This is a genomic window from Algibacter pacificus, assembly GCF_008033385.1.
Lineage (GTDB): Bacteria > Bacteroidota > Bacteroidia > Flavobacteriales > Flavobacteriaceae > Algibacter > Algibacter pacificus.
Window position 1 is genome coordinate 34964 of sequence record NZ_VOGY01000015.1, and the last position, 24561, is coordinate 59524.

The 24561-nt window shown below is 33.0% G+C and carries 16 protein-coding genes and 2 tRNA genes; 9 read left to right on the plus strand and 9 right to left on the minus strand.

Annotated features, from left to right (window positions below):
• From FQU21_RS16080 to FQU21_RS16090, 3 genes are all read right to left on the minus strand, one after another.
• A complete protein-coding gene (locus FQU21_RS16080; protein ID WP_147679033.1) occupies positions 1 to 1509 on the minus strand; it encodes a RagB/SusD family nutrient uptake outer membrane protein in 1509 nt (502 codons plus the stop codon).
• A gap of 11 nt (positions 1510 to 1520) precedes the next feature.
• Positions 1521 to 4997, minus strand: a complete 3477-nt coding sequence (locus FQU21_RS16085; RefSeq protein ID WP_147679034.1) for a SusC/RagA family TonB-linked outer membrane protein — start codon at positions 4995 to 4997, stop codon at positions 1521 to 1523.
• 100 nt (positions 4998 to 5097) lie between these two features.
• Positions 5098 to 6270: a FecR family protein gene (locus FQU21_RS16090; protein WP_147679035.1), complete on the minus strand. Its 1173-nt coding sequence runs from the start codon at positions 6268 to 6270 to the stop codon at positions 5098 to 5100.
• Positions 6271 to 6403: 133 nt separating this feature from the next.
• Between FQU21_RS16090 and FQU21_RS16095 the strand changes: the two genes are divergently transcribed.
• The 3 genes from FQU21_RS16095 (at position 6404) to FQU21_RS16105 (ending at position 8342) form a co-directional block, all read left to right on the plus strand.
• Positions 6404 to 6967, plus strand: coding sequence for an RNA polymerase sigma factor (locus tag FQU21_RS16095; RefSeq protein ID WP_147679036.1), 564 nt, complete (start codon positions 6404 to 6406; stop codon positions 6965 to 6967).
• A 430-nt stretch (positions 6968 to 7397) separates the two neighbouring features.
• Positions 7398 to 7472, plus strand: a tRNA-Val gene (locus FQU21_RS16100).
• Positions 7473 to 7571: 99 nt separating this feature from the next.
• Positions 7572 to 8342, plus strand: coding sequence for a LuxR C-terminal-related transcriptional regulator (locus FQU21_RS16105; protein WP_147679037.1), 771 nt, complete (start codon positions 7572 to 7574; stop codon positions 8340 to 8342).
• Positions 8343 to 8559: 217 nt separating this feature from the next.
• On the opposite strand, the gene FQU21_RS16110 is transcribed toward FQU21_RS16105, so the two are convergent.
• The 4 genes from FQU21_RS16110 to idi all read right to left on the minus strand — a co-directional run bounded on the left by FQU21_RS16110 (position 8560) and on the right by idi (position 10051).
• A tRNA-Thr gene (locus FQU21_RS16110) sits at positions 8560 to 8633 on the minus strand.
• 62 nt (positions 8634 to 8695) lie between these two features.
• Positions 8696 to 8962: a hypothetical protein gene (locus FQU21_RS16115; protein ID WP_147679038.1), complete on the minus strand. Its 267-nt coding sequence runs from the start codon at positions 8960 to 8962 to the stop codon at positions 8696 to 8698.
• A gap of 155 nt (positions 8963 to 9117) precedes the next feature.
• A complete protein-coding gene (locus FQU21_RS16120) occupies positions 9118 to 9528 on the minus strand; it encodes a 6-pyruvoyl trahydropterin synthase family protein (RefSeq protein ID WP_147679039.1) in 411 nt (136 codons plus the stop codon).
• 1 nt (position 9529) lies between these two features.
• The gene (gene idi / locus FQU21_RS16125; RefSeq protein ID WP_147679040.1) at positions 9530 to 10051 is read right to left on the minus strand and encodes an isopentenyl-diphosphate Delta-isomerase; all 522 of its coding nucleotides are present in this window, start codon (positions 10049 to 10051) and stop codon (positions 9530 to 9532) included.
• 184 nt (positions 10052 to 10235) lie between these two features.
• On the opposite strand from idi, the gene FQU21_RS16130 reads away from it, so the two are divergent.
• The 4 genes from FQU21_RS16130 to xylA all read left to right on the plus strand — a co-directional run bounded on the left by FQU21_RS16130 (position 10236) and on the right by xylA (position 16222).
• Complete coding sequence (locus FQU21_RS16130) at positions 10236 to 11825, plus strand: peptide chain release factor 3 (RefSeq protein WP_147679041.1); 1590 nt, start codon at positions 10236 to 10238, stop codon at positions 11823 to 11825.
• A gap of 465 nt (positions 11826 to 12290) precedes the next feature.
• Complete coding sequence (locus tag FQU21_RS16135; RefSeq protein WP_147679042.1) at positions 12291 to 13277, plus strand: GntR family transcriptional regulator; 987 nt, start codon at positions 12291 to 12293, stop codon at positions 13275 to 13277.
• Positions 13277 to 14764: a xylulokinase gene (locus FQU21_RS16140; protein WP_147679043.1), complete on the plus strand. Its 1488-nt coding sequence runs from the start codon at positions 13277 to 13279 to the stop codon at positions 14762 to 14764. Before FQU21_RS16135 ends, FQU21_RS16140 begins: the two co-directional genes overlap by 1 nt.
• 141 nt (positions 14765 to 14905) lie before the next feature.
• Positions 14906 to 16222, plus strand: coding sequence for a xylose isomerase (gene xylA, locus FQU21_RS16145; RefSeq protein ID WP_147679044.1), 1317 nt, complete (start codon positions 14906 to 14908; stop codon positions 16220 to 16222).
• Positions 16223 to 16419: 197 nt separating this feature from the next.
• On the opposite strand, the gene FQU21_RS16150 is transcribed toward xylA, so the two are convergent.
• On the minus strand, positions 16420 to 16779 hold the full coding sequence (locus FQU21_RS16150; protein ID WP_147679045.1) for a hypothetical protein: 360 nt from the start codon (positions 16777 to 16779) through the stop codon (positions 16420 to 16422).
• Between the two features lie 139 nt (positions 16780 to 16918).
• Positions 16919 to 18589, minus strand: coding sequence for a gliding motility lipoprotein GldJ (gldJ, locus tag FQU21_RS16155; protein ID WP_147679046.1), 1671 nt, complete (start codon positions 18587 to 18589; stop codon positions 16919 to 16921).
• Positions 18590 to 18853: 264 nt separating this feature from the next.
• Between gldJ and porU the strand changes: the two genes are divergently transcribed.
• Both porU and porV read left to right on the plus strand, forming a co-directional pair.
• Positions 18854 to 22729: a type IX secretion system sortase PorU gene (porU, locus tag FQU21_RS16160; protein ID WP_147679047.1), complete on the plus strand. Its 3876-nt coding sequence runs from the start codon at positions 18854 to 18856 to the stop codon at positions 22727 to 22729.
• 33 nt (positions 22730 to 22762) lie between these two features.
• Positions 22763 to 24007 (plus strand): type IX secretion system outer membrane channel protein PorV, encoded by a 1245-nt coding sequence (porV, locus tag FQU21_RS16165; RefSeq protein WP_147679048.1) that lies wholly within the window; start codon positions 22763 to 22765, stop codon positions 24005 to 24007.
• The last annotated feature ends 554 nt before the right edge of the window (positions 24008 to 24561 follow it).

Consider the following 24561-nt stretch of genomic DNA (forward strand, 5'->3'; position numbering starts at 1 on the left):
TTATTCTAAATCTGGATTTTGCGTCATTAATCTGTTATTTATCATTTCTTCATTTGGAATTGGATAACAAATTTTATTTTCTTCTAAAGGTTTTCCACCTTTAATGCTTTCTATCCATGGTTTGCCTGCTTTCATAAATCTAAGTGATGCAAAAAATTCGCTACCATTTTCTAAAAATGTTTCTAAGAAATATTCTTGAAAAATTAAATCCATTAATTCTTGTTCATTACTTGGGTTTAGGCTGGGTAAACTTGGGTTAGTGCGTATGGAACGCATTAAATTGATAGGAGCAATGGCATCTGATATAGAAGCCCCTGTTCTAGCAAGCAATTCTGATTTCATAATATAGAGTTCGGGGTATCTAAAATAGTATGCGGCGTATTTTTCATCGGGTGGATTAGATTGTTGTCCTGCATAACGACCTAAACGAGCTAATTTTGGCCAAGTGTAATACATGGTGTTATCCCAGGTCTCGGCACCCCGAACAGGACCGGTTACAATATCCCATCGTGGGTCGGCTTTAAACCAGTCAATTCCATATTCAAGACCAGCAGTTAAGCTTTCTCCTGGACCTAAAGGTAATCTATCTCCTATAATTTGTGCTAATCCATAGGGGTACCAATATCCGGCGTTAGTGGTTCTACGTCCATCATCATCTAAATATCTTACAAATAAGTTTTCTGGAGAATCCCATGAATCTTCATATACCTGCGCTAAATCTTCCTGCATTGCAAAACCAGCAGGGCTTGACTCTAGTACATCATTAACCAGAGAAAGAGCTTCGTTTAAATCTGAGGTTGTATTGTTGTACCCGCCACGGTAAAGCAAAATCTTAGCTTTTAATACCTTTGCAAATTCTTTGGAAACATATCTAGGACTTTCAAAAGTGCCTAATTTGGCAATGGCATAATCTAGGTCTTCAAAAATTTTAGTATAACTTTCACCAATAGAAATTCTGGCTTTTTCAACATTACTTAGGTTTGTTACTTCATCTCTATATAATAAACCATAAGGGTTAGTGTCATCATCACTCCACCAATGGCCATAATTCCATAATAAATTAATATTTACCCAAGCGCGTAAGCACTTACCTTCTGCAATCAAAGCTTCACGTTCTGCTTCGCTAGGTACAGCATTTTCGGGAAGGTTTATTGCTCCATTTATTGCGAAATTAGCAGCGTTTAGTGTTTTGTAAAAAGTGGTCCAAAATGCCTTTCCGGTTTCAGTATTATTAAGTTGGTTATATTCCATCTCATAATCGCCACTACTCCAATTTACAAATCCAGATTTAGAGGCAAGAGCTACATACAAACCTCCAGACCAATCACCTCCCGCGCTGGCTCCAGAAAAGTTGGCGTAAATGCCACCTAGAGCGGCTTCAGCCTTACTAAAAGAGGTTAGTGCATTTTCTTCGTTTAAGGAATAACTCGGTTCTTTTTCTAAAAAGTCTGAACAAGCGCTCACCGTAAAAATTAGGGTGAACAATGATATATTTAATAAATTTTTCATCTGTTGATTTTTTACTGAAGGTTAATTTTAATTCCAAGATTATAAATTTGGGCAGATGGATAGGTACTTTCATCTACTGCCATTCCAGAGCCAATGGAAGAAGATGTCCAGTTTCCTTGTGGGTCAAATCCAGGGTATTTCGTTAATGTAAATAAATTTGTTGCTTGAAAGGTTAAATCTATTCCATTTACCACCATATTCTTAAACAGTTTACTTGGAAGTTTATAGGTAATATTTAATGCGTTTAAACGCAAGTATGATGCATCATGAAGATAAAAATCAGAGAATCTATTATTACTTCCAATGCCGTATTGAGCCATTCTAGGATAGCTTGCTTCATAAGGACTGTTTAAAATGGTGCTTTGACCAGCAATTAAATTTGATTGATTGTAATTTCCAACATATCCAATATCACTAAGAGGCAATTTCCACAATCTTGTATGGCCAAAAGCGTAGGTGAAAGCTGCATTTACCAAAAGACCTTTATATCGGTAGGTTAATCCAAAACCTCCAAAACCTTTAGGGACAGATGATCCTAAATTTACACGGTCTTCATTGGTGATTTTACCGTCTCCATCTTGATCGATAAAAATTAAATCGCCTGCTGTTTCTTGTGCGCTATTTAAATAGGTTGTTTGTCCTGTTTCAGTTCTACCTTGATTAGCGATGGCATCTTCTGCATTAACATAAAACCTTCCGGCGGTTTGGAAGCCAAACCATTGTCCTGTTTCTTCACCTTCAAGCATACGAATATAAGTGGTTCTAGAACTTGGAAATAATAGTTCTTCCGTATCTCCATTGATTTTGGTTACTTTGGTGACATTTTTCGAGAAATTAAAATCAAAGGTTAGTCGTTGATTTGAGGTACGAAGGATATCGTACTTGATATCAAATTCAAATCCATCATTTTTAATTGAAGCAACATTAGAAGTAATACTGCTAAACGCTGAACTTGGAGCTAGTGGAGATGAATAGATTAATTCATCACTTCTTTTTTGATAAATACCAATAGAACCATAAATTCTATCGTCTAATAAACCAAAATCTAATCCTAAATCAAACATTTGTGTTTGCTCCCATTGCAAGTTAGGGTTTCCAATAGAACTGGGCTGGATAGCTGGGTTTTCATTATACCGAGTAGATCCTACTTGTGTAATCCAGTCAAAGTTACCGAGATTTTGTGATCCTGATAAACCTAAAGAAGCTCTAAGTTTTAGATAATTTACATATTTAGTGATATTTTCATTTTGCATGAATTTCTCACTAGACACTAACCAAGCGGCTGCGCCAGAAGGGAATATTCCCCAACGTTTGTCAGCTCCAAAACGAGATGACCCGTCTCTACGAATGGTACCAGAGATAATATAACGATCGTCAAATTTATAGTGCACACGAGCAAATTGAGATATTAATGCGTTTTCTGTTTGGGTTTCGGTTATGTTTCCTACAGAAGCTGCAGAGCTGAAGTTGTTTAAAATGTCATCATCTGGAAAGTTAGTAGCACTCATTGAATATCCCCGAACGATATTATTTTCTAGAGAGTAGCCAGCTAAAGCACGAATGTCATGTTTGTCATTAATCATCTTCGCATACGTTAATGTGTTTTCCCAAACGTTTAAAGAAGCTTTACTATTATACCAACTTCGGCTACCGGTAGTATTAAATCGACTTCCTGATCTAGAATAATTTAAGTTTTGGCTATCTGTATAATTATTGGTAAAAGCTGTACGAAAGTCAAGGCCTTCAACAATGCCTATATCTAAAAAAGCAGTTCCATTGAATGTAATACCTTTTCCAGACCGAGTATTTTTTAAGGTTGTGTAAGGGTTCTCTGTGTAACGGTCTTTGGTGAAAATACTTCCGTCTTCATTAAACGCTGGAATATCGGGTCTAACTTTCTTTAATATATCTAGCATATAATCTTTGTCATCAGAGTTACGAGTGCTACCACTTAAATTAAGCCCAAATTTAATGTTATTGTTTATTTTAGTATCTAAATTTACCCGACCACCATATAATTCACTTTTACCTGTTTTAACAATCCCTTCCATATTTCTGTAATTAAAGGATACAAAATAGGTTGTTGCTTCTGAGCCACCACGAACCGAAAAATCTTGTTGCGTTACCAGTGGGTTTTGAGTCATCTCTTCTTGCCAATTGGTATTACCATCAAAATATGCAGTTGGTAAAACTTGTAAATCGGTTTTATCGTATTCACTTGTGTTTAAATCGAAAAAAGCTTGTTGATCTAAATAAGATCTAGAGAAGTAATCGAATCCAGGTCTTACCATTATCATTTCTCTCGCTGCTGCATCAGCAAAAGTTTTATATTCATCAGCTTCAAAATATTGATAACCATTAAAATCCATTACTTGAACACCTACTCGCGATGACACTTCAAAAATAGGTTTCATTCCGGCCTTGCCTTTTTTTGTTGTAACTATAACAACACCATTTGCAGCTCTAGAACCATAAACAGCGGTAGCAGAAGCATCTTTTAAAATATCAATACTTTTAACATCATTAAGGTTTAAGTTGTATAAAGTGTTGGCTATGTTACCTGAAGTTGTAGAAGAGTATTGGGGTACGCCATCTATAACCCATAAAGGCTGGTTGTTACCCGAAAGAGACGAAGCTCCACGGATTACTACACTAATAGGTGAAGTTGGTGATGCCGACTGTATTTGTACATTTACCCCAGCAGATCTACCTTGTAATAAGCTCTCTACACTAGCACCCATGGGGGCATTTTCTATATCTTTAGCACTAATTCTAGAAATAGCACCTGTGGCATCTTTAATTTTTGATGTTCCATAGCCAATTACAACAACCTCATCTAAGCCAGCAAGACTTGGTATCATATTTACATCAATTACGGTTTTGTTACCTATTGCAACCTCCAGATCTTTATATCCAAGGAAAGTAAATACCAAAACAATATTATTGTTTTGATTACTAATATTCAATTCATATTTACCATTAATATCAGTAGAGGCACCAGTCTGATGTCCTTTAAATATTACGTTTACTCCAGGCAACGGTTCTCCTGTTTCGTCTAAAACGGTTCCTGTTATTTTTTGTTGAAATGATTTTAAGGATGAAACTGATTCAATAGGCTTTTCTGATATTTGTTTTATGATTATTGTTTTATCGGAGGATAAAGAGTAGGAGAAATCGCCTTTTTCGAGGGTTTTATGCAATAGTGTCTCAATTTTAATTTTGCCTTTATTTAAGGATACTTTTGGATAGTTATCAAATAAATGAGTTTGATAAATAAAATTGTAATCTGTTTGATTCATTATGAGTTCAAAAACCTCATCTACAGTTATTGTTTGGTTTGTATGAATCGTTACTTTGCTTTGTGAGAATATGTTACCAGAGTTAAAACTAAAGACTGATGTACAGAGCAGGAGGATAAATGTTCTCATCATAAAATGTAATGACTTGATTCTATTTTGGTAGAACCAATGGATTAATTTAATTTTCATAAATTTGCTTGTTATTAGTTAGTTAAACGAATAATTAATAATGATTTTCAGGAGGGTAAAGCGTTTTTACTTTGGCGAGCAGAAAACTTTACTCTCTTTCTTATTTTTTAATAGTAATTGTATTGTTGTTTATGTCATAGGCTTGAATTAATTTTGTGTTTTTTATTAGGATTAAAATGTTTTCCATGTTTTGATGCTTACTTAATTGACCATTAAACGTTAAATTCTTAGCAGCTTCATCTTCAAAAATAACATTAACATCGTACCAACGAGAAAGTACTTTCATGATATCTTTTAAGGGTTTGTTTTTAAAACTGAATAAACCGTTTTTCCATGCAATTTCATATTTTGGTTCAACGGTTGAGATTGTCATATTGTTATTTTTGGTATTTACAACAGCCTGTTGATTAACTAGTAAACTTTTATGATGTTTATTAGCTTGAAGTACTATTTTACCTTCTATTAAGGTAGTATATATATTGTCTTCATCTTTGTAAGCTTTAATGTTAAACTCTGTACCCAATACATCTATTTCTTGGTTGTTAGTTATTACCTTAAATTTTGAACCTTGATTATTTTCACTAGGTGAAACATCAAAATAGGCTTCACCATAAACTAATTCAACTTTTCTGGTTTTTCCTTTAATAAAAGTGACAGGATATTTAAGTTTAGATTCTGAATTTAACCATACTTGTGTGCCGTCTTCTAATATAATGTAATACTGTCCGCCTCTTGGTATGGTTAAATAGTTATAGGCAATCTCTCTACTGGCTTTACTGACTTTAACTTTTTTATTAGCCTTAGGGGGTGTTTTGTAAATTATTTTCTCTCCGTTACTCGCAATATTTTTATTCGCATATTGTTTTCCTTTTTCAAGGGCTACGCTTGTACCATCATCTAAAGTTAAAATAGCTTTATCTGTTCCTGTTTTTATATTGTTGTTTACAATAATAGGTGTGTTGCGGTCTGTTTTTAAGTTGTTTAAAACGAATGGAATACTTATTAATATAGCAATTAAAGATGCCGCAGCATACTTAAATATTTTTCTTTTAAAAAGCGGAATAACTTTAGGTTGTGATTCTATGTTTTCTAAAACATTATTAAAAGCGGTATCAACATCTACTTTGTTGTACAGCTTGTTTAGGTTAAAATCATCAATTATAAAATCTTTAAAGATTTTATGGTTTTTGGGTTTTTTTAACCAGTCTTGTAGCTTGTTTAGTTCTATATCATCAATAGAATTTGTTAAATACTTTAAAATTAATTTTTTCAATTTTTAAAAGATTTTGTGGTGATTTATATAGGTGTCGTTTCTATTTTATAAAAACCCTTAAAAAAATTAACGTTTTTTTTATTTTTTTTTTACATTATATATCTTCACATTTGTTAAACTTAACAATTTTTTAATGCAGGATTTAGATCTTATTAATGCTATAAAACATAATGATGAAAATGCTTTTGAAGTATTATTCCAAAAGTATTATGCAGACCTTGTGAATTATATTACTGTTTTTACGCAGCATAGGTCTACTTCGGAAGATATTGTACAACAGTTGTTTGTAGGGCTTTGGGTTAAACGAGGTGAATTAAATATAACAAAATCGGTTAAAGGCTATTTGTATACTGTTGCTCATAGAGCTTATGTAGATTATTACAGAAGTACAAAGCGAAGAAATGCGTTACTAGACGATTTAAAAGAACAAGCGTTAAGAGATAATATAAAGGAAGATAAAGAAATTGAAAAAAAAAGAATAAGAAAATTAAAACAAATAGTAGATACTTTACCACCAAAGTGTCAAGAAATTTTAAAGCTCAATAAACTAGAAGGGTTAAAATATCAAGAAATAGCTAATCGCTTAAATATCTCTGTAAAAACTGTAGAATCTCAAATGCGCATTGCTTATCAAAAAATACGAGAAGGTTTTGATAATGACTCCTCTGTTTTTATTATTATTTCAAAAGCTTTTTAAAAGACTATTCGGGGTAGTTTTGTAAGTGTAAATTTAAAATACATAACCCAAAATAGTATGCAATAGGCGTAACAAAGAAACAAATAAAAGAATAAACCTTAGAGCATTTGTTTAATGTTTTTGACGGAGTTAACAATACAGATTTAACTTTAATTATTAATTTATTATCTAAACATACTACCCCGTTATTTTTGTAAATCTAATAAAGTTATCTTTTAAAAGTTAAAAAATATTTTTAATGAATTGGCTTTAAAGGAAAAGTATATAATGTGTAAATAAAACATATACAGTAACTTATAAAAATTATAAATTAAAAGAATTTATATTCGTTGGCGAGGGCACATTTGTATCAGCCGAAATAATGTAATTTTTTTCAAAAAAAATTTTGCAGAATTAAAAACTAAGTTATATTTGCACACGCAAAAGAGAAGGGCGCGTAGCTCAGTTGGTTCAGAGCACTTGGTTTACACCCAAGGGGTCAGGGGTTCGAATCCCTTCGCGCCCACAGAATATAAACCTAAGATGAAAGTCTTAGGTTTTTTTATGCGAAAAGTTTAGTTGGTTTTTTTATTTTTATTACTTTAGGGACAACCAACCGATAATTATGACTAGATTCAGTATTAAAGATACCTATAAGGAAATCTTTAAATCTCACGATAACCCTTCGCTTAAAAAACATATAGAGAAATTTATTGAACTAGATACCTATCTGCCTTACAGTTCAACTTTTTTTTGTGTGACCAATACGCAAGATTTGACTTTTGAGTATATCAGTAAAAATATGACGGCCTGTTTAGGGCTTGATAAAGCAGAGCTGAAAGCCCTTGGGATGCGAAATTTTTGGAGTAGAATGCATCCATCCGATTTAGAGCAGTGGCTTCAAGGATTAAATGAATTAATGACCTTTACATTAAATGAAATTTCTTTAGAAAATAGAGAGCGTATGACTTATACGTGGAATTATCGTTTAATGAACTCTCAAGGAGAATATGTAAATATCATTCAGAATACTACGCCATTGGAGTTTGATACAGATAGCAAGCCTATTATAGGTTTAGCGCATTATACGGTTTTGCCAGTGCAAACGGAGATGCAGGTTTGTGCTTCGGCTAAATTTTTAAATGAAAATAATGAATACGAGACGGTTTACTATAATAATTTTTCTCATAAGTTATTAAAAGGTGGAATTAGTAATCGAGAGCGAGATATTATAAGGCTGTTAGTTTTAAATAATTCAAGTAAACAGATAGGGTTAAGTTTAAATATTAGTTCTAAAACGGTTGACACCCACCGTAGGAATATTCTAAAGAAGCTTAATATTTCCTCTACAGGAGAGCTTATAGGAATGCTTAAAATGAATAAAAACTTATTTTAAGATGTATTGAATTTTAAAATTACTCAATTTGAGTATTGTGTGTGTTTAAAAAAAGCGAGACCTTTACAATGCTATTAATTAGTTCTTAAGGGGAGAATTATTTTAAAATTAAGTGTCTGGTTTTTAATCAGGCACTTTTTTAATTTATAGCTATTTAATTTAAATTTATCGCATAAAAAAAGATCTTTCATTTTTGAAAGATCTTTTACAATTTAAGAGCCGATGGAGGGACTCGAACCCACGACCTGCTGATTACAAATCAGCTGCTCTAGCCAGCTGAGCTACATCGGCTTTTTTAACGAGTGCAAATATAATACTTAGAATTATATTTGCAATGTTTTTTGAAAAAAAAATTAACTTAAATTATTAATTTTTTCAATTAAGGCCAATCCTTTAGTTTCTAACTCTGTGTTAATGGCTTTAAAATGTGCTTTGGCATTATCAGTCTTAGCATTTACTTTAACAATTAAATCATCAAAAGTTGCTATGGCTTCATCTATAATTGCTTCGGCGTCTTTACTGTCTTTATCTTTGTTTGCATGTTCCCAAACATATACTGCTTCTATAATATCACCTAAAACGAAATTAATATCTTTTTTTAGGTTTCTAACATTTGCCATTTCTTATTGCTTTTAAAATTTTTACAAAATTAAACATAAACTTTTAAACCTATTGCATTTTTCATACTAATTTAATAGGTGTTTGTTGCGCCTATGTTTACAGGGTTTTATGCTTTTTATTTTTAATTTATAGAGTTTAATTTAACAGGAAGTATTTATTTTCCAGAATACTTTACAAAGTTTCGTGGTGTTTCATAAAGCGTTATTTCTAAGGCTAACTTGGCGTTTAATTTAGGTTTTAATTTATTGTAAATAACCACGGCTATGTTTTCAGCTGTTGGATTTAACTCTTTAAACTCTGGAACTTCTAGATTTAAGTTTTTATGGTCTAGTGCGTCTTCTATTTCTATTTTAATCAGTTTTTTTAGAACTTTCATATCAACAACAAACCCGGTGTTTTTATCAATTTCACCAGTAACACTTACAATTAGTTCGTAATTATGACCATGAAAATTGGGGTTATTACATTTTCCGAAAATAGCATCATTTTTTTCAGCACTCCAATCTTTTCTATATAAACGATGGGCGGCATTAAAATGGGCTTTTCTGTTAACAGTTACTTCCATGTTATACAATGTTTATGTGCTTGTAGAATTTTTCAAAAATAATTTTAAACCATTCGGTATAGTGATCGGGATGTAATAATATATCGGCTTTCACATTTTCTAATGACATCCATTTCCAGCTAGCAACTTCATCGGGATTTATTTTAGGTTCATCGTTATAAGTTCCAATCATAACGTGATCGAATTCATGTTCGGTTAACCCATTGTCAAAAGGAGCTTTATATATAAAAGATATGGTTTCTTTTAGGTCTACCACAAAACCCATTTCTTCCTGTAAGCGTCGTTTTCCAGCTTCAATATTACTTTCACCATCGCGTTGGTGACTACAGCAAGTGTTTGTCCAAAGTCCCGGAGAATGATATTTGTTTAAAGCCCGTTGTTGCAACATTAATTCATTTTTATCATTAAAAATAAAAACAGAAAAGGCGCGATGTAACAAGGCTTTTTCGTGAGCTTCCATTTTAGGCATGAGGCCTATTTTTTCGTTTTGTTCGTTAACTAAAATTACTTTTTCTTCAATCATAAGCACAAAAATACCAACTAAATTTTAAATAGTAGACTAATATTGTAGATTCATATAGCCCGTCGTTTTATAAACGGGTATTTTTCGTGTAAATACTTATAAAAAAGGATTATTCTATTTGTAAAAAATAGAATAATCCTTTTTAACAGTTATATTTGCAGTCGTTTTACAATTTTCAAACCTTATGAGCTTTTTAAAAGAAATACAACGCAGACGAACTTTTGGTATTATCTCGCATCCCGATGCGGGTAAAACAACCTTAACAGAAAAATTGCTGTTATTTGGTGGAGCCATACAGGAAGCTGGAGCTGTAAAAAGTAATAAAATTAAAAAAGGAGCGACTAGTGATTTCATGGAAATTGAACGTCAGCGTGGGATTTCTGTGGCAACATCGGTACTTGCTTTTGAGTATAATGGCATTAAAATAAATATTTTAGACACGCCTGGACATAAGGATTTTGCCGAAGATACTTTTAGAACTTTAACCGCGGTAGATAGTGTTATTGTAGTTATTGATGTTGCTAAAGGTGTGGAGGAACAAACCGAAAAATTGGTTGAAGTTTGCCGTATGCGAAACATCCCAATGATTGTTTTTATTAATAAAATGGATCGTGAAGGTAAAGATGCCTTTGACTTATTGGATGAAGTAGAACAGAAACTTGGTTTAAAAGTAGCGCCATTAAGTTTCCCAATAGGAATGGGGTACGATTTTAAAGGTATCTATAATATTTGGGAAAAGAACGTTAATTTGTTTAGCGGAGATAGTAGAAAAGATATTGAAGAAACCATTGAAATATCCGATTTAGCATCGCCAGAATTAGATAAATTAATAGGAGAAAAAGCAGCCGATACACTTCGTGAAGAAATTGAACTGGTAGAAGGTATTTACCCCAATTTTAATAAGGAAGCTTATCTAAATGGTGAGCAGCAACCTGTATTCTTTGGTTCGGCATTAAATAATTTTGGTGTACGAGAATTGCTAGATTGTTTTGTTGAAATAGCTCCAAAGCCAAGACCAAAACAAAGTGAAGAACGTTTAGTGCAACCAGACGAAGATAAATTTAGTGGGTTTGTATTTAAAATACATGCTAATATGGATCCTAATCACAGAAACCGTTTGGCATTTATTAAAATTGTTTCGGGTGAGTTTAAGCGTAATGCGCCTTATTTGCATGTGCGCCATAATAAAAAAGTAAAATTCTCGAGTCCAAACGCCTTTTTTGCTGAAAAGAAAGAAATTGTGGATATTTCTTATCCAGGTGATATTGTTGGATTGCAAGATACCGGAACATTTAAAATTGGAGATACCTTAACCGAAGGGGAAGTGTTAAATTATAAAGGGGTGCCAAGCTTCTCGCCAGAGCACTTTAGATACATTAATAATGCCGATCCGTTAAAATCGAAACAACTATTTAAAGGAATCGACCAGTTAATGGATGAAGGTGTTGCTCAATTATTTACATTAGAATTAAATGGGCGAAAAGTAATAGGAACCGTTGGAGCACTTCAGTATGAAGTTATTCAATATCGTTTAGAGCATGAATATGGCGCTAAATGTACCTATGAAAATTTGAATGTTTTTAAAGCCTGTTGGGTAGATCCAACCGATCCTAAAAACGAAGAATACAAAGAATTTGTAAGGGTTAAGCAACGTTATCTTGCAAAAGATAAACAGAACCAATTGGTGTTTTTAGCCGATTCGGCTTTTTCATTGCAAATGACACAGCAAAAATATCCGAGTATTAAATTCCATTTTGTTTCGGAGTTCGAGTAATAAAAAAGAAAGCTAAGTTGTGATATTTACTAAAAATAAAGCCTGGCCTTCAAGAAAATAATGGCATGTTACTCAAGTTAAAAAGAACAACTGCGATAAAGTTATAAAAAGCGAAAACTCTAAATCATTACAATTTAGAGTTTTCTTTAATTCTCCCTAAGAACTAATTAATAGCACTGTAAATATAGTATATTAAATGTAATATTTATATAAAACTTAAAGTGTTTTGTAAAATTAGTTGAGCCTCTATGCTAAATTTGGTACTCAGTTAGTATATAAAATCAATATTATAAAAATGTCGTGTTTTTTATAAATAATTGATTTGTAGTTGTTTAAATTATTTTTTGTTTGAATTTTAAGAAATTTATCAAAGAAAAATGCCTTAAAAATTAATAACTAATATTTTTTAAGGAATCAATTTATTTTTATATTTGCATACCAGACCAGAACAGTACGGTTTTAAAAATGAATTTTGAAATAAATACAAATAGCGAAATCCCAAAATATCAACAGCTCGTTAATGCCATAAATAATGAGTTAGCGAATGATAGATTAACGGCGGGCGATGGTTTGCCTTCGGTGAATGCTGTTTGTAAACAACATCAACTTTCGCGCGACACCGTTTTTAAAGCTTATTCTATTTTGAAAGAGCACGGAGTTATCGAGTCTGTACCCAATAAAGGCTATTATGTAGCCAACGAAACTCGAAAAGTACTCTTGCTTTTAGATACATTTAAAGCTTATAAAGAAGTATTGTATCACGCATTTGTAAACAATTTACCCGAGAACGTTATTACCGATATTCAGTTTCATCATTATAATATAGATAATTTTAAAACCATTATTAATAATAGTAAAGGCAAGTATTATAAATATGTGGTCATGACTTTTGATAATAAAGAAGTTGTCGAGGTTTTAAAGGATATGGACGATAGTAAACTCCTATTAATAGATTGGAACGTACATGCCAAAAAGAATAATAATTATGTGTTTCAAGATTTTGGAAAATCATTTTATAAGGCTTTAAAAGAAGCAACTCTGGCATTTAAAAAATATAAAAAAATAGTACTTATGTATCCCACATTTACACATCATCCCACTGAAACGGTGGATTATTTTAAAACATACTGTAAAGAGGAGGGGTTTAATTTTGAAATTATTACAAATCCAAAAGATTTTAATATAGTAAAAGGCGAGGCTTATATCAGCGTAAGCGATAGAATTCTAGGTGTATTTCTAGAGCAATGCCGCGCTAATAATTTTGAACCAGGTACCGATGTTGGGTTTCTTTCTTATAACGAAACCCCGATGAAACAATTTATATACAAAGGGATTTCTGTAATTTCTACAGATTTTAAACAACTTGGCGCAAAAGCAGCCGAGTTTGTTAGCGAAGACAAAACAATTCAACAATATATTCCAACTAAATTAATTTTAAGAGACTCATTATAATGAATTATAACTTAGGAATTGACATAGGTAGCTCCTCTATAAAAGTGGCGCTGGTAGAAGTAGAAACAGGAAAAAGCTTAGGTGTTGTACAAGAACCTAAAGAAGAAATGGGCATGTTTGCACAACAAAATGGCTGGGCAGAACAAAAACCAAACGACTGGTGGTTTCATATTTGTAATGCGATTACACGTTTAAAAAAGGAACATAATGTAAGTCGCACACAAATAAAAGGTATCGGAATAGCTTACCAAATGCACGGTTTAGTTATTGTCGATAAAAATGGCGAACCTTTACGTAAAAGTATTATTTGGTGCGATAGTCGCGCCGTAGAAATTGGACAGAAAGCTTTCACCGAAATTGGCGAAGCCCAATGTGCCGAACATTTACTAAACTCGCCAGCTAATTTTACAGCATCAAAATTAAAATGGGTAAAAGATAACGAGCCCGAAATTTACAGTCAAATCCATAAATTTATGCTGCCAGGAGATTACGTGGCCTATAAATTTTCAAATAAAATAAATACCACCATTTCCGGACTTTCCGAAGGTATATTTTGGGATTTTAAAAACAATTCTGTTGCCGATTTCCTTTTAGAGCATTACGGTATAAATCCTGATTTAGTCCCAGATATTGTGGATACTTTTGGTCACCAATCTGAAGTGGACGAACAAGGAGAAAAAGAAAGTGGTATTGCCGCGGGAACGCCCATATATTACCGTGCTGGCGATCAGCCAAACAATGCACTATCCCTTAATGTTTTTAATCCTGGCGAAGTGGCCGCAACTGGAGGAACATCGGGAGTGGTTTACGCAGTTACCGATAGCCTTTCCGGAAAAGAAAGTACACGAGTAAATAATTTTGCACACGTAAATTATACAAAATCTACTATAAATATTGGTAAACTATTAAATATTAACGGTGCTGGAATTCAATACCGTTGGTTACTTAATAATTTAGATGTTAGTTCTTATGAAGCTATGAATAATCTCGCTTCCGAAATCCCTATTGGATCCGGCGGCGTTTGTATTCTGCCTTTCGGAAATGGGGCCGAACGTATGTTAAACAATAAAATTATTGGCACCCGTATGGTAAACGTCAACCTAAACAACCACAACAAAGCTCATTTATGCCGCGCTGCGTTGGAAGGAATTGCATTTTCATTTCTTTATGGTATGGAAATTTTAAAATCCGATGGCATTAAACCAAGCGTAATCCGTGCAGGAAACGATAATTTATTCCGTTCCGAGATTTTTGCAAATACCGTAGCAACACTTATAGAGCAAGAAATTGAAATCTACAATACCACAGGCGCTATTGGTGCTGCCCGTGCTGCCAATTTGTATAAAGGGGATTTTGAAGCCTTTGGAAAAACCATAATGGATAACGATCACGTTATGACGTTTATGCCATTTAAGGACAAAACACCGTACACCGAAGCATACAACAACTGGAAAAAAGAATTAGAACTCGTTTTAAATAAAGAATAAAATTAGGGCGTTACCACAAGGGTCGGGCTTTCACTACTCGCTCCCTCCCAAAAGGTCGGGGAGCTCAAACAAACCGTTCAATCCCTAACGCAAACAAACAATAGAAAAATAAAAAATAATATCAACAAATAATTAAAAATTATGGCTACTAAAGAGTATTTTAAAGGTATTGGAAATATTAAATTTGAAGGTAAAGATTCCGATAACCCATTAGCATTCAAATATTATAATCCAGACCAAGTGGTTGCAGGAAAAACCATGAAAGAATGGTTTAAATTTTCAATTGCTTACTGGCATACTTTCTGCGGACAAGGATCGGATCCATTTGGACCAGGAACACAAAATTTTGAGTGGGATAAAGCATCAGATCCTATTCAAGCCGCTAAAGATAAAGCCGATGCTGCTTTCGAATTTATTGGAAAAATGGGATTCGATTATTTCTGTTTTCACGATTTCGATTTAATTCAAGAAGGTGCAACATTTGCAGAGTCGGAGCAACGTTTAGAAATTATCACCGATTACATAAAAGAAAAACAAGCCGAAAGTGGTGTAAAATTACTTTGGGGAACAGCAAACTGTTTTTCAAACCCACGCTACATGAATGGGGCTTCTACTAATCCAGATTTCGATGTGGTTGCTAGAGCTGGTGGACAAATAAAATTAGCTTTAGATGCCACTATTAAATTAGGTGGAGAAAACTACGTATTTTGGGGAGGTCGTGAAGGTTACATGTCTTTATTAAATACCGATATGGGCCGTGAATTAGACCACATGGGACAATTTTTAGGAATGGCTAGAGATTATGCCAGAGCGCAAGGTTTTAAAGGAAACTTCTTTATAGAGCCAAAACCAATGGAGCCTTCAAAACACCAATACGATTTCGATTCGGCAACCGCAATCGGGTTCTTAAGAGAATACGGTTTAGATAAAGATTTCAAAATTAATATTGAAGTAAATCATGCAACATTAGCGCAACACACTTTTCAACACGAAATTGAAACAGCAGCAAAAGCTGGTATGTTAGGGAGTTTAGATGCTAACCGTGGTGATTACCAAAATGGTTGGGATACCGATCAATTCCCAAACAACATTCAAGAAACTACCGAAGCGATGCTCGTGTTTATTAAAGCTGGTGGCTTACAAGGTGGTGGTGTTAATTTTGATGCTAAAATTAGAAGAAACTCAACCGATTTAGACGATGTGTTCCACGCACATATTGGTGGAGCAGATACGTTTGCTAGAGCCTTATTAACAGCCGATAAAATTATTACATCTTCTGCTTACGATAAATTAAGAACAGAACGTTACAGTTCTTTCGATACTGGAAAAGGTAAAGATTTTGAAAATGGTAAATTAAGTTTAGAAGACTTATATAAAATTGCTCAAGAGAATGGTGAACTACAATTAAAAAGTGGTAAACAAGAGTTGTTTGAGAATATTATCAATCAGTATATTTAGATTCAAGATTCAAGATTCAAGATTCAAGAAAATAGAAAATAGAGAATAGAATATTGAGTGAAATTAAAAGCTCGGAAATCATTTGGTTTTCGAGCTTTTTTCAATTTAAAATATAAATAAAGTTTTCAAAATCAAGAACTAATTAAGTCTTTGTTCTTGATTCTAATAGTGAAACGGTCTTTTATCTAATAGTTTTTTTAATTTAATAGCGGGTTGTTTTCCATAATTCGAAAACAGCGTTCTTCTCCTAAAAACATAGGGTCTCCATATTTTTCCGACCAAAAACCTTCTAATAAATTTGGAGTTAAGCACTTGTAGACTACAACTCCTTTGTAAATGTTCTGGTCTTCTCCTTTATAATTGAAATTAACAACTAAGATGTTGTTTTTAAAAAAGCCCGTTCCAGTTTGTTTTTGTTCATCGCCAATTGTCCAGTGGGCTATAATTCTGTTATTTGGGTCAATAGACAACTTTAGTTTTCCGCGGTACGGCGTTTTTTCTTCATTTTGATTATAACCTTCTATAGTATATGTGCCAGTAATGTCCTTTATAGTCATGTTGAAAGTGGGCTAAAAGTGGGTTTCAACTTTTTAGTAAAATAGTGTTGCTGCGAATTTGAAACAAATAAAAAAGGTAGAAACTTTTTACAGTTCTACCTTTTCTTATTTTTTAGACAGTATAAAACTATGCTATGGTTTAGTTTTTCGTTTTATTTTTATTCTTAGATTTTGAACCTAAACGAGACATAGCACATCTAAATCCAATATAATCTGTAGCCATATATTGAGGGAAATAACGGCGTTGAGCCGGGTCTAACCAGTATTCTCTATCTTTCCATGAGCCACCTTTATAAACACGAGCTTCATCGTTAATTAAAGTGGTTCTTTTGTTAGATCTGTCGTATTCCTTAATTATATTTCCTGTAGAATCTTTAGCAATGCTGTTTCTTGGCGCATTGTACATCAGGCTTGTTTCAGAGTCTGTTGCTAAATCCTCGTCATCGGAGAAGTTTTCGTATTGACGCGATGAACGTCTATCGCCATCTCTAAAATTAATTTCATTACTTCTATTAAAATTCGTTCTTTGAAAAGTTTCGTTTTCATCAATAGGAATTTGTAAAATTTCACCAGGTAAGTTTCTTGCAACAACTTTTCCGTTAGGTAAAGTATCATAAATAATATCGTCAGAAGTAATTACTTTTACAGTGCCATCTTCATTAATGGCGTTTTTAGTGTATACATTACCTCGGTAGTAATTAAAGTCGTTATATTCATCGTCTATAGTTGGTCTGTAAACATCGGCAACCCATTCTGCCACATTTCCTGCCATATCATATAGACCAAAATCATTTGGCGCATACGATTTTACAGCGTTAGTAATATCAGCACCATCATCAGACCAGCCTGCAATACCGCCATAGTCTCCTTTACCTTGTTTAAAGTTGGCCAATTGGTCACCTTTTATTTTTCGTTTTTCAGAGCGTGTATATTGTCCGTCCCATGGGTATTTTTTACGTCCACGATAAAGGTTATATTCTCTAACTTCACTTAAACCTAAAGCTGCATATTCCCATTCTGTTTCTGTTGGTAGTCTATATCTAGGTACTAAAACACCTGTTTCTCTATTGGCGTAAATACCAGATTCGTTACCTTCTTCATCAACCGTTATATTTCTATTTCTACGTTTAGTGTCGGGTTCTCCTGTATCCATTGAACTTGGGTCAATAGTATATCGGTCGGTATTGAAAGCATTATTAGGATCTGGTTCTCCTATGCTAATTTCTCGGTAGCCATTTTTATCTAAATTCAATTCATTAACACGATCTGTTCTCCATTTCGAAAATTCTACCGCTTGAATCCAGCTTACTCCAACTACTGGGTATTCTCCGTAGGCTGGGTGGCGTAGGTAGTTTTCGGTTAATACTTCATCGTAACCAAGTCGATTTCTCCAAACTAAAGTATCTGGAATGGCGCCGTTATAAATGGCTCTGTAATTAGGCTCAGAAGGCGGGTAGTATTGTTTAATCCAATCTAAATACTCTAAGTACATTTTGTTTGTAACTTCGGTTTCATCCATATAAAAGGACATTACGTGTTGCTGGTTTGGGGTGTTATTCCAGTCGTGCATAACGTCGTCTTGCACGCGACCTTTGGTAAAGGTACCTCCTTCAATAAAAACAAGCCCTGGAGATGTTTCTTGTTCTATAAAATCAGTATTGTATTGAAAACCACCATCTCGGCTGTTAATGTCCCAACCTGTAGCTCTAGATGTGTTTTTTGAACTCGAAGATTTTTTACAGCCTACTGTTACTATGGTAAGAGCTATAATAAATAAAAACTTGATTCCCACTACTTTTTTCATATGCATACTTTTAAGAAAGCTAAAATATTTTTGGTGTCGCAATATAAGAATTAATGCTTACACAACAAGTTACATTTATATCAAAAAAAAGAAGCAATTTGCTTTGTTTTTGAGTAACACATCGGTAATTTCATCTAAATTGACTTTTTGTCTATGTTCGATTATGTCATATTAACGAATGTTTTGCTAGTTTATTATTTGTATTTTTGGTGTTGTTTAAAAAAAATAATTTTCGAATACTAATTGCTTGCTTAAAGCGTTATTTTATTAATGAAAAAATATTTATACTTGTTATTCTTTTGTTCCATGATTTTATTTGGACAGGAAAAGAAATTTAGTTTAGATTGGATAGCTTCTGAAAAAATAGTTACGGAAAGTAGCACCATAGAAGTTCCTTTTTTTAATAAAGATGTTTGTACTTATGATTTTGATTTAGGACTTCAATTTATTGCACAATGGGAGGTGTCTGGAGAGGTAAATGAGTCGTCTATATCCATAACACAAATTAGTTATTCTAATATGTCGTTGGCAGAGCTTAAAGGTTTAGATGTTGATAAAATTCCTAATACACTAAAATATAGTTTAAAAAATTCAATAGCTCGAGATAAACGTTTTGCTATGTTGCAGTTATCTCCTATTATAAAAGAGAATGGGGTATTTAAAAAGGTTATAAATTTTCAGGTAAATTATCAAAATGGTCCAGATAGATCTGGTGCGTTGTTAAATAAAATGGCCAAATCTAAGGCTATTTCAAATTCGGTTTTAAGTAGCGGAGATTGGTTTCGGTTCGCTGTCGATACAACGGGAGTTTTTAAATTAAGCAAATCATTTTTAAGACGTTTAGGGGTTAATGTGAATAATATAGATCCAAGAACTATTAAACTTTTTGGAAATGGAGGTAGAATGATACCGTATGCCAATAGTGCAGATTATCCTTTTGATGTACAAGAAAATGCTATAAAATTTATAGGTGAAGACGATGGTGTTTTTAACGACTCAGATTATATTTTGTTTTACGCACAAGGCCCTAAAGGATATAATGAAGAAAGTAATACTAATATTAATTGTTATACCGATAAGACTTATTATTATATTAATACAGGATCTGGTCTCGGAAAAAGAATTACGCCTTTTACGCAACCTTTGGGCTCGGTAGATTTAGAAATTGATACTTTCGAGGATTATAAATTTCACGAAATAGATAAACAAAATATAGCCCTGTTAGGAAGGCGTTGGTTTGGAGAAAAATTTGATGTAGATGAAAAACAAACTTTTAAGTTTAACTTCCCTAATTTAATAAGTACAACCCCTATTAAATTAAAAGTTTATGTTGCGGCCATATCTACAGTTTCAACGACTATGGAGGTATCGGTAAATGGAAATAGTGTGGCTACCTTGAGTATGAGTGAAATTGGAGAAACAGTATTGGCAAGTGAAGCTTTTTTTAATGATGTCGTTACGGTAAATTCTTCAGAAATTAACATCGACTTAAATTATGATAATAAGGGCGACTTGGATGCTTTGGGGTATTTAGATTATATTTCCATAGAAGCAAAACGTCCTTTAGAATTTATAGAGGGACAATTTCAATTTAAAAATGCTGTAGTGGAAACCATGTCCGGAATTGGGCAATACCATATTGCTAATGCTTCAAAAATTTCAGAAATATGGGATGTAACAGATATTTATAATGTAACGAATTTCGAAAACGCTACAAACGAATCTCATCTTACTTTTACTTCAAACCTTGGGATGTTAAAAACTTATGTTGCCGTAACACCTTCCGATTATTTTGAACCTGAAATTAATGGTACAACTCGAATAAGTAATCAGAATTTAAAAGGAACGCTATTTTTTAATAATGAAAACCAGTTTCAAGATATAGACTATATTATAATTGCTCCAGATAATATGGTAACTCAGGCCGAACGCCTTGCTCAAATTAACCAAAAACAGTATAATTTAAATGTAAAAGTAGTTAGCTTAAATAAAATATATGCCGAATTTAGTACAGGTAATCAAGATATTGGAGCGATTAGGAATTTAATTAAATATGTGTATGATAATGCTAGTGTTCCTGAAAAACGTATTAAGTATTTGTGTTTATTGGGTGATGGTTCTTTTGATTACAAAGATAGAATACCAAACAACACCAATATAGTACCTTCTTGGTATTCTTATAACAGTTTCAGTTTAAGTAGTTCTTTTGTATCTGATGATTTTTATGGGATGATGGATAGTACTGAAGGGACAATGGTTACTAGTGATAAACTGGATATTGCCGTTGGTAGAATTCTTGCAGACACTCCTGAGCAGGCAACTAAAATGATTGATAAAATAGAATCTTATTATCTTAAAGAAGCTGCTGGAAGTTGGAGGAATAACGTGGTAGTAATTTCTGATGATGTAGACGACGATTGGGAAGGGGTATTGGAAGAAACTACAGATTACGTTGGAAACTTAATAACTAATGATAAGCCGTTTTTAAATATAACTAAAATTCATTCTGATGCCTATAAGCAAGAATCCTCGGCAGGAGGTGATATCTACCCGCAAGCAACAACCGAAATTATAAACGCCATTAATAAAGGGGCTTTAGTGGTGAATTATTTTGGTCATGGAGGCGAGTCGGGGCTTGCACACGAGCTGTTATTGGTACAGGAAGATATTAGACAGTTTCGCAATTATGGTAAATTGAATTGTTTTATTACCGTAACCTGTGAATTTACAAAATTTGACAACCCATATAAAATAACCGCAGGAGAGTTAACTTATTGGAATGAGAAGGCTGGAGCTATTGGTTTAATATCGACTACAAGACAAATTTATGTGTCTTTCGCGATTAATTTTAATAAAAATTTTGGACAATATCTGTTTTCGTATGCTCCAGATGATGATTATGAGCATTTTGAATATCCTTCTATGGCCGAGGCTTTAAGGCTTACTAAAAACAATCCATTAATCTCCAATTCCAGCCAGCGTCGTTTAGTGTTTTTTATAGGAGACCCTGCTATGAAATTAGCTTTTGCTAAGCCTAATATTGAATTAACTAAAATAAATGATGTCCCGCTAGCACAAGTAACCGATACTATAAAAGCTTTGGGGTATGTAAAGCTGGCAGGGCAAGTAACCGATGTTTCTGGAAATGTATTAACCAATTATAATGGTACAGTTTCTACAACTATTTACGATAAAGATTTAGAACGAAAAACATTGGCCAACGATGGTACAAAGTTAGACGGTAAATTGGTGGTTTTAGATTTTACAACCTTAGGTAAAATTATTTTTAGAGGGCAGGCCTCAGTTAAAAGTGGTCAATTTGAGTTTGATTTTGTTGTTCCAAAAGATATTGGAATCCCTGTTGGGTATGGAAAAATTAGTTTTTATTCAAAGGAAGGGGCTTTAGGAACAAATCAGGCAGGGGCTAGTATAGGTAGCGTTAAAATTGGTGGTTTAAATGAAAATGCACCAACAGATACTACAGGACCGGTTATTACCTTATATATGAATGATGAAAATTTTGTTTCTGGAGGTATAACAAATGAATCACCAACCTTACTTGCTAAAATGGAAGATGAAAACGGTATAAATACGGCAAGTGGTATTGGGCATGATATTGTAGCTATTATTGATGGAGATGAAACCAATCCAATAGTTTTAAATGATTATTATCAAACTGAAGTTGACGATTATAAAAAGGGGGTCTTAAGCTATGCCTTTAGAGATTTAGAACCTGGTTTACACTCTTTATCTCTTAAAGTTTGGGATGTTTATAATAATTCATCGGTTTCCGAAATACAATTTGTTGTTCATGATAAAGATCAAGAGCTAGTAATTAACAATGTGCTAAATTATCCTAATCCATTTGTAAATTATACAGAATTTTGGTTTAATCACAATAGTTCTGATGTTTTAGACGTTTCTATTCAGATATTTACAGTTTCTGGTAAATTAGTTCGAACGTTAAATGGGCAAACAGCTGCAGGTTTTAATGTAACAAGTTCTTTATCAAGAGATATTGTGTGGGATGGTCGAGACGATTTTGGAGATAAAATAGGTAAAGGGGTGTATATATATAAATTATCCGTACACTCTAACTTATTGAACAAAACAGTAGAAAAAATTGAAAAACTCGTCATTCTGTAAAAAAAAAATTATTTTGCAATCAAATACTAATTCATGAAAACTAACTTATTGCTATTATTATCATTTGTTTTTATTTCAAAAATAAATGCTCAAGAACCTACCGTAATTATACCTAATGATAACGATTCTAGAGTTATTACCACAGGTATTCCTTTTTTATTAATTTCAGCAGATGCTCGTGCAGCAGGAATGGGAGATATGGGAGTTGCCACTTCTGTTGATGCTTTTTCTCAACAATGGAACTCGTCAAAATATGCGTTTTCAGAAACTAAATCGGGGTTAGGAGTAAGTTACACCCCTTATTTAAGTAAACTTGTTAATGATATTTTTCTAGGGAATATTAGTTATTTTAATAGAATTGATGAGCGTAGCGCTTTTGCTTTTAGTCTTAGGTATTTTTCATTAGGAGAAATAGAGTTTTTAGACAATGCGAATGATGAAGCTAGAATACAAAAACCCAATGAACTTTCTATTGATGGTTCTTACGCCTTACGTTTGTCCGATCAGTTTTCTATGTCCGTAGCTATGCGTTATTTACGTTCAGACTTGAGATTACAAGTGAATAATGAAAATTCTTCTGCAGCAAGTACTTTTGGTGTGGATATTTCCGGGTATTATCAAGGAGAAGAAGAAGCTTATGCCGATTTTAATGGGCGTTGGAGAGCAGGTTTTGCAATCCAAAATATTGGTCCAAAATTCAAGTATGCCGATGATGGACTTGATAATTTTCAGCCCACTACTTTACGTTTAGGGGCTGGTTTCGATTTTATATTTGATGATTATAATAAAATAGCTGTAACTGCCGAAATCGCTAAGTTTTTGGTGCCAACCCCTCCCGTTTTAGGTACACAATATGAATATACAGATGAAAACAATAATGGTGTTTATGATGAAGGAACAGATATACTTGGCAATGAAGTAGCATCTAACGTTATTTATCAAGGTAAATCCCAAGACGTTGGATTTTTAGCAGGGATGTTTCAATCCTTCGGTGATGCACCAGGAGGATTTAGTGAAGAAATTAAAGAATTTACCTATGCGTTAGGAGCTGAATATGTTTACCAAGATTCATTCGCGTTTCGAACAGGATATTTTAATGAAAGTGAAGAAAAAGGAGCACGTAAATATTTTACTCTAGGCGCAGGATTTAAAGCTAATGTGGTTAATATAGATTTGTCATATTTGTTTTCGGCTTCAAAAGTGCAAAGTCCTTTAGAAAATACATTGCGATTTTCATTAACCTTTAATATAGGTGCTGGTGAATATCGAGAGTATTAGAGTTTAATAAAGTAGTCTAGATAAAAATCATTTTGTGTAGGAGCTTTTAGAGCAGAAGAAACATTTGTTTACTTCTTGTATAACTGCTATCAAAAAAACAAACCCCATTTATATGAGTTTTATACTTATATAAATGGGGTTTTATTCTTTTAAAAGTTTTAAAACAACAATAATTTGCTGGTTTTAGTATAAATTTATTTTTTAAAGACAGCCAAAGTGTATGAATTGTGTTAAATAATTTTTGAAAAAGTGATACAGTAAAAGATTTAAATCAATATAAATGTGATTTTTATTACAAAAAAATAAATTGTTTTATGATGCTATAATTTAGACGAAATACTATTTGAATATTATTAAATCCTAATTTAGTAATCGCCAAAACTATAGGAGTCCCTTAAAAATAAATCCAATACGCTAGGGGTAGTAGCAAAAAAGATAAAGTAAAAAACTTATAACTTATTAAAAATAAAAGCATTAAGCAAAAGGATAAATAAAACTCTAAAAAAGACCACAAAACCTCTTGCCAGAATCAAAAAGGCATGTATATTTGCACC

What these genes read in the sequence shown, in the direction of transcription:
- gldJ (WP_147679046.1), bottom strand. Translation starts at nt 18,589, where the DNA reads ATGCATATGAAAAAAGTAGTGGGAATCAAGTTTTTATTTATTATAGCT.
- FQU21_RS16080 (WP_147679033.1), bottom strand. Translation starts at nt 1,509, where the DNA reads ATGAAAAATTTATTAAATATATCATTGTTCACCCTAATTTTTACGGTG.
- FQU21_RS16085 (WP_147679034.1), bottom strand. Translation starts at nt 4,997, where the DNA reads ATGAAAATTAAATTAATCCATTGGTTCTACCAAAATAGAATCAAGTCA.
- xylA (WP_147679044.1), top strand. Translation starts at nt 14,906, where the DNA reads ATGGCTACTAAAGAGTATTTTAAAGGTATTGGAAATATTAAATTTGAA.
- FQU21_RS16105 (WP_147679037.1), top strand. Translation starts at nt 7,572, where the DNA reads ATGACTAGATTCAGTATTAAAGATACCTATAAGGAAATCTTTAAATCT.
- FQU21_RS16120 (WP_147679039.1), bottom strand. Translation starts at nt 9,528, where the DNA reads ATGGAAGTAACTGTTAACAGAAAAGCCCATTTTAATGCCGCCCATCGT.
- FQU21_RS16150 (WP_147679045.1), bottom strand. Translation starts at nt 16,779, where the DNA reads ATGACTATAAAGGACATTACTGGCACATATACTATAGAAGGTTATAAT.
- FQU21_RS16095 (WP_147679036.1), top strand. Translation starts at nt 6,404, where the DNA reads ATGCAGGATTTAGATCTTATTAATGCTATAAAACATAATGATGAAAAT.
- idi (WP_147679040.1), bottom strand. Translation starts at nt 10,051, where the DNA reads ATGATTGAAGAAAAAGTAATTTTAGTTAACGAACAAAACGAAAAAATA.
- porV (WP_147679048.1), top strand. Translation starts at nt 22,763, where the DNA reads ATGAAAACTAACTTATTGCTATTATTATCATTTGTTTTTATTTCAAAA.
- FQU21_RS16140 (WP_147679043.1), top strand. Translation starts at nt 13,277, where the DNA reads ATGAATTATAACTTAGGAATTGACATAGGTAGCTCCTCTATAAAAGTG.
- FQU21_RS16135 (WP_147679042.1), top strand. Translation starts at nt 12,291, where the DNA reads ATGAATTTTGAAATAAATACAAATAGCGAAATCCCAAAATATCAACAG.
- FQU21_RS16130 (WP_147679041.1), top strand. Translation starts at nt 10,236, where the DNA reads ATGAGCTTTTTAAAAGAAATACAACGCAGACGAACTTTTGGTATTATC.
- porU (WP_147679047.1), top strand. Translation starts at nt 18,854, where the DNA reads ATGAAAAAATATTTATACTTGTTATTCTTTTGTTCCATGATTTTATTT.
- FQU21_RS16115 (WP_147679038.1), bottom strand. Translation starts at nt 8,962, where the DNA reads ATGGCAAATGTTAGAAACCTAAAAAAAGATATTAATTTCGTTTTAGGT.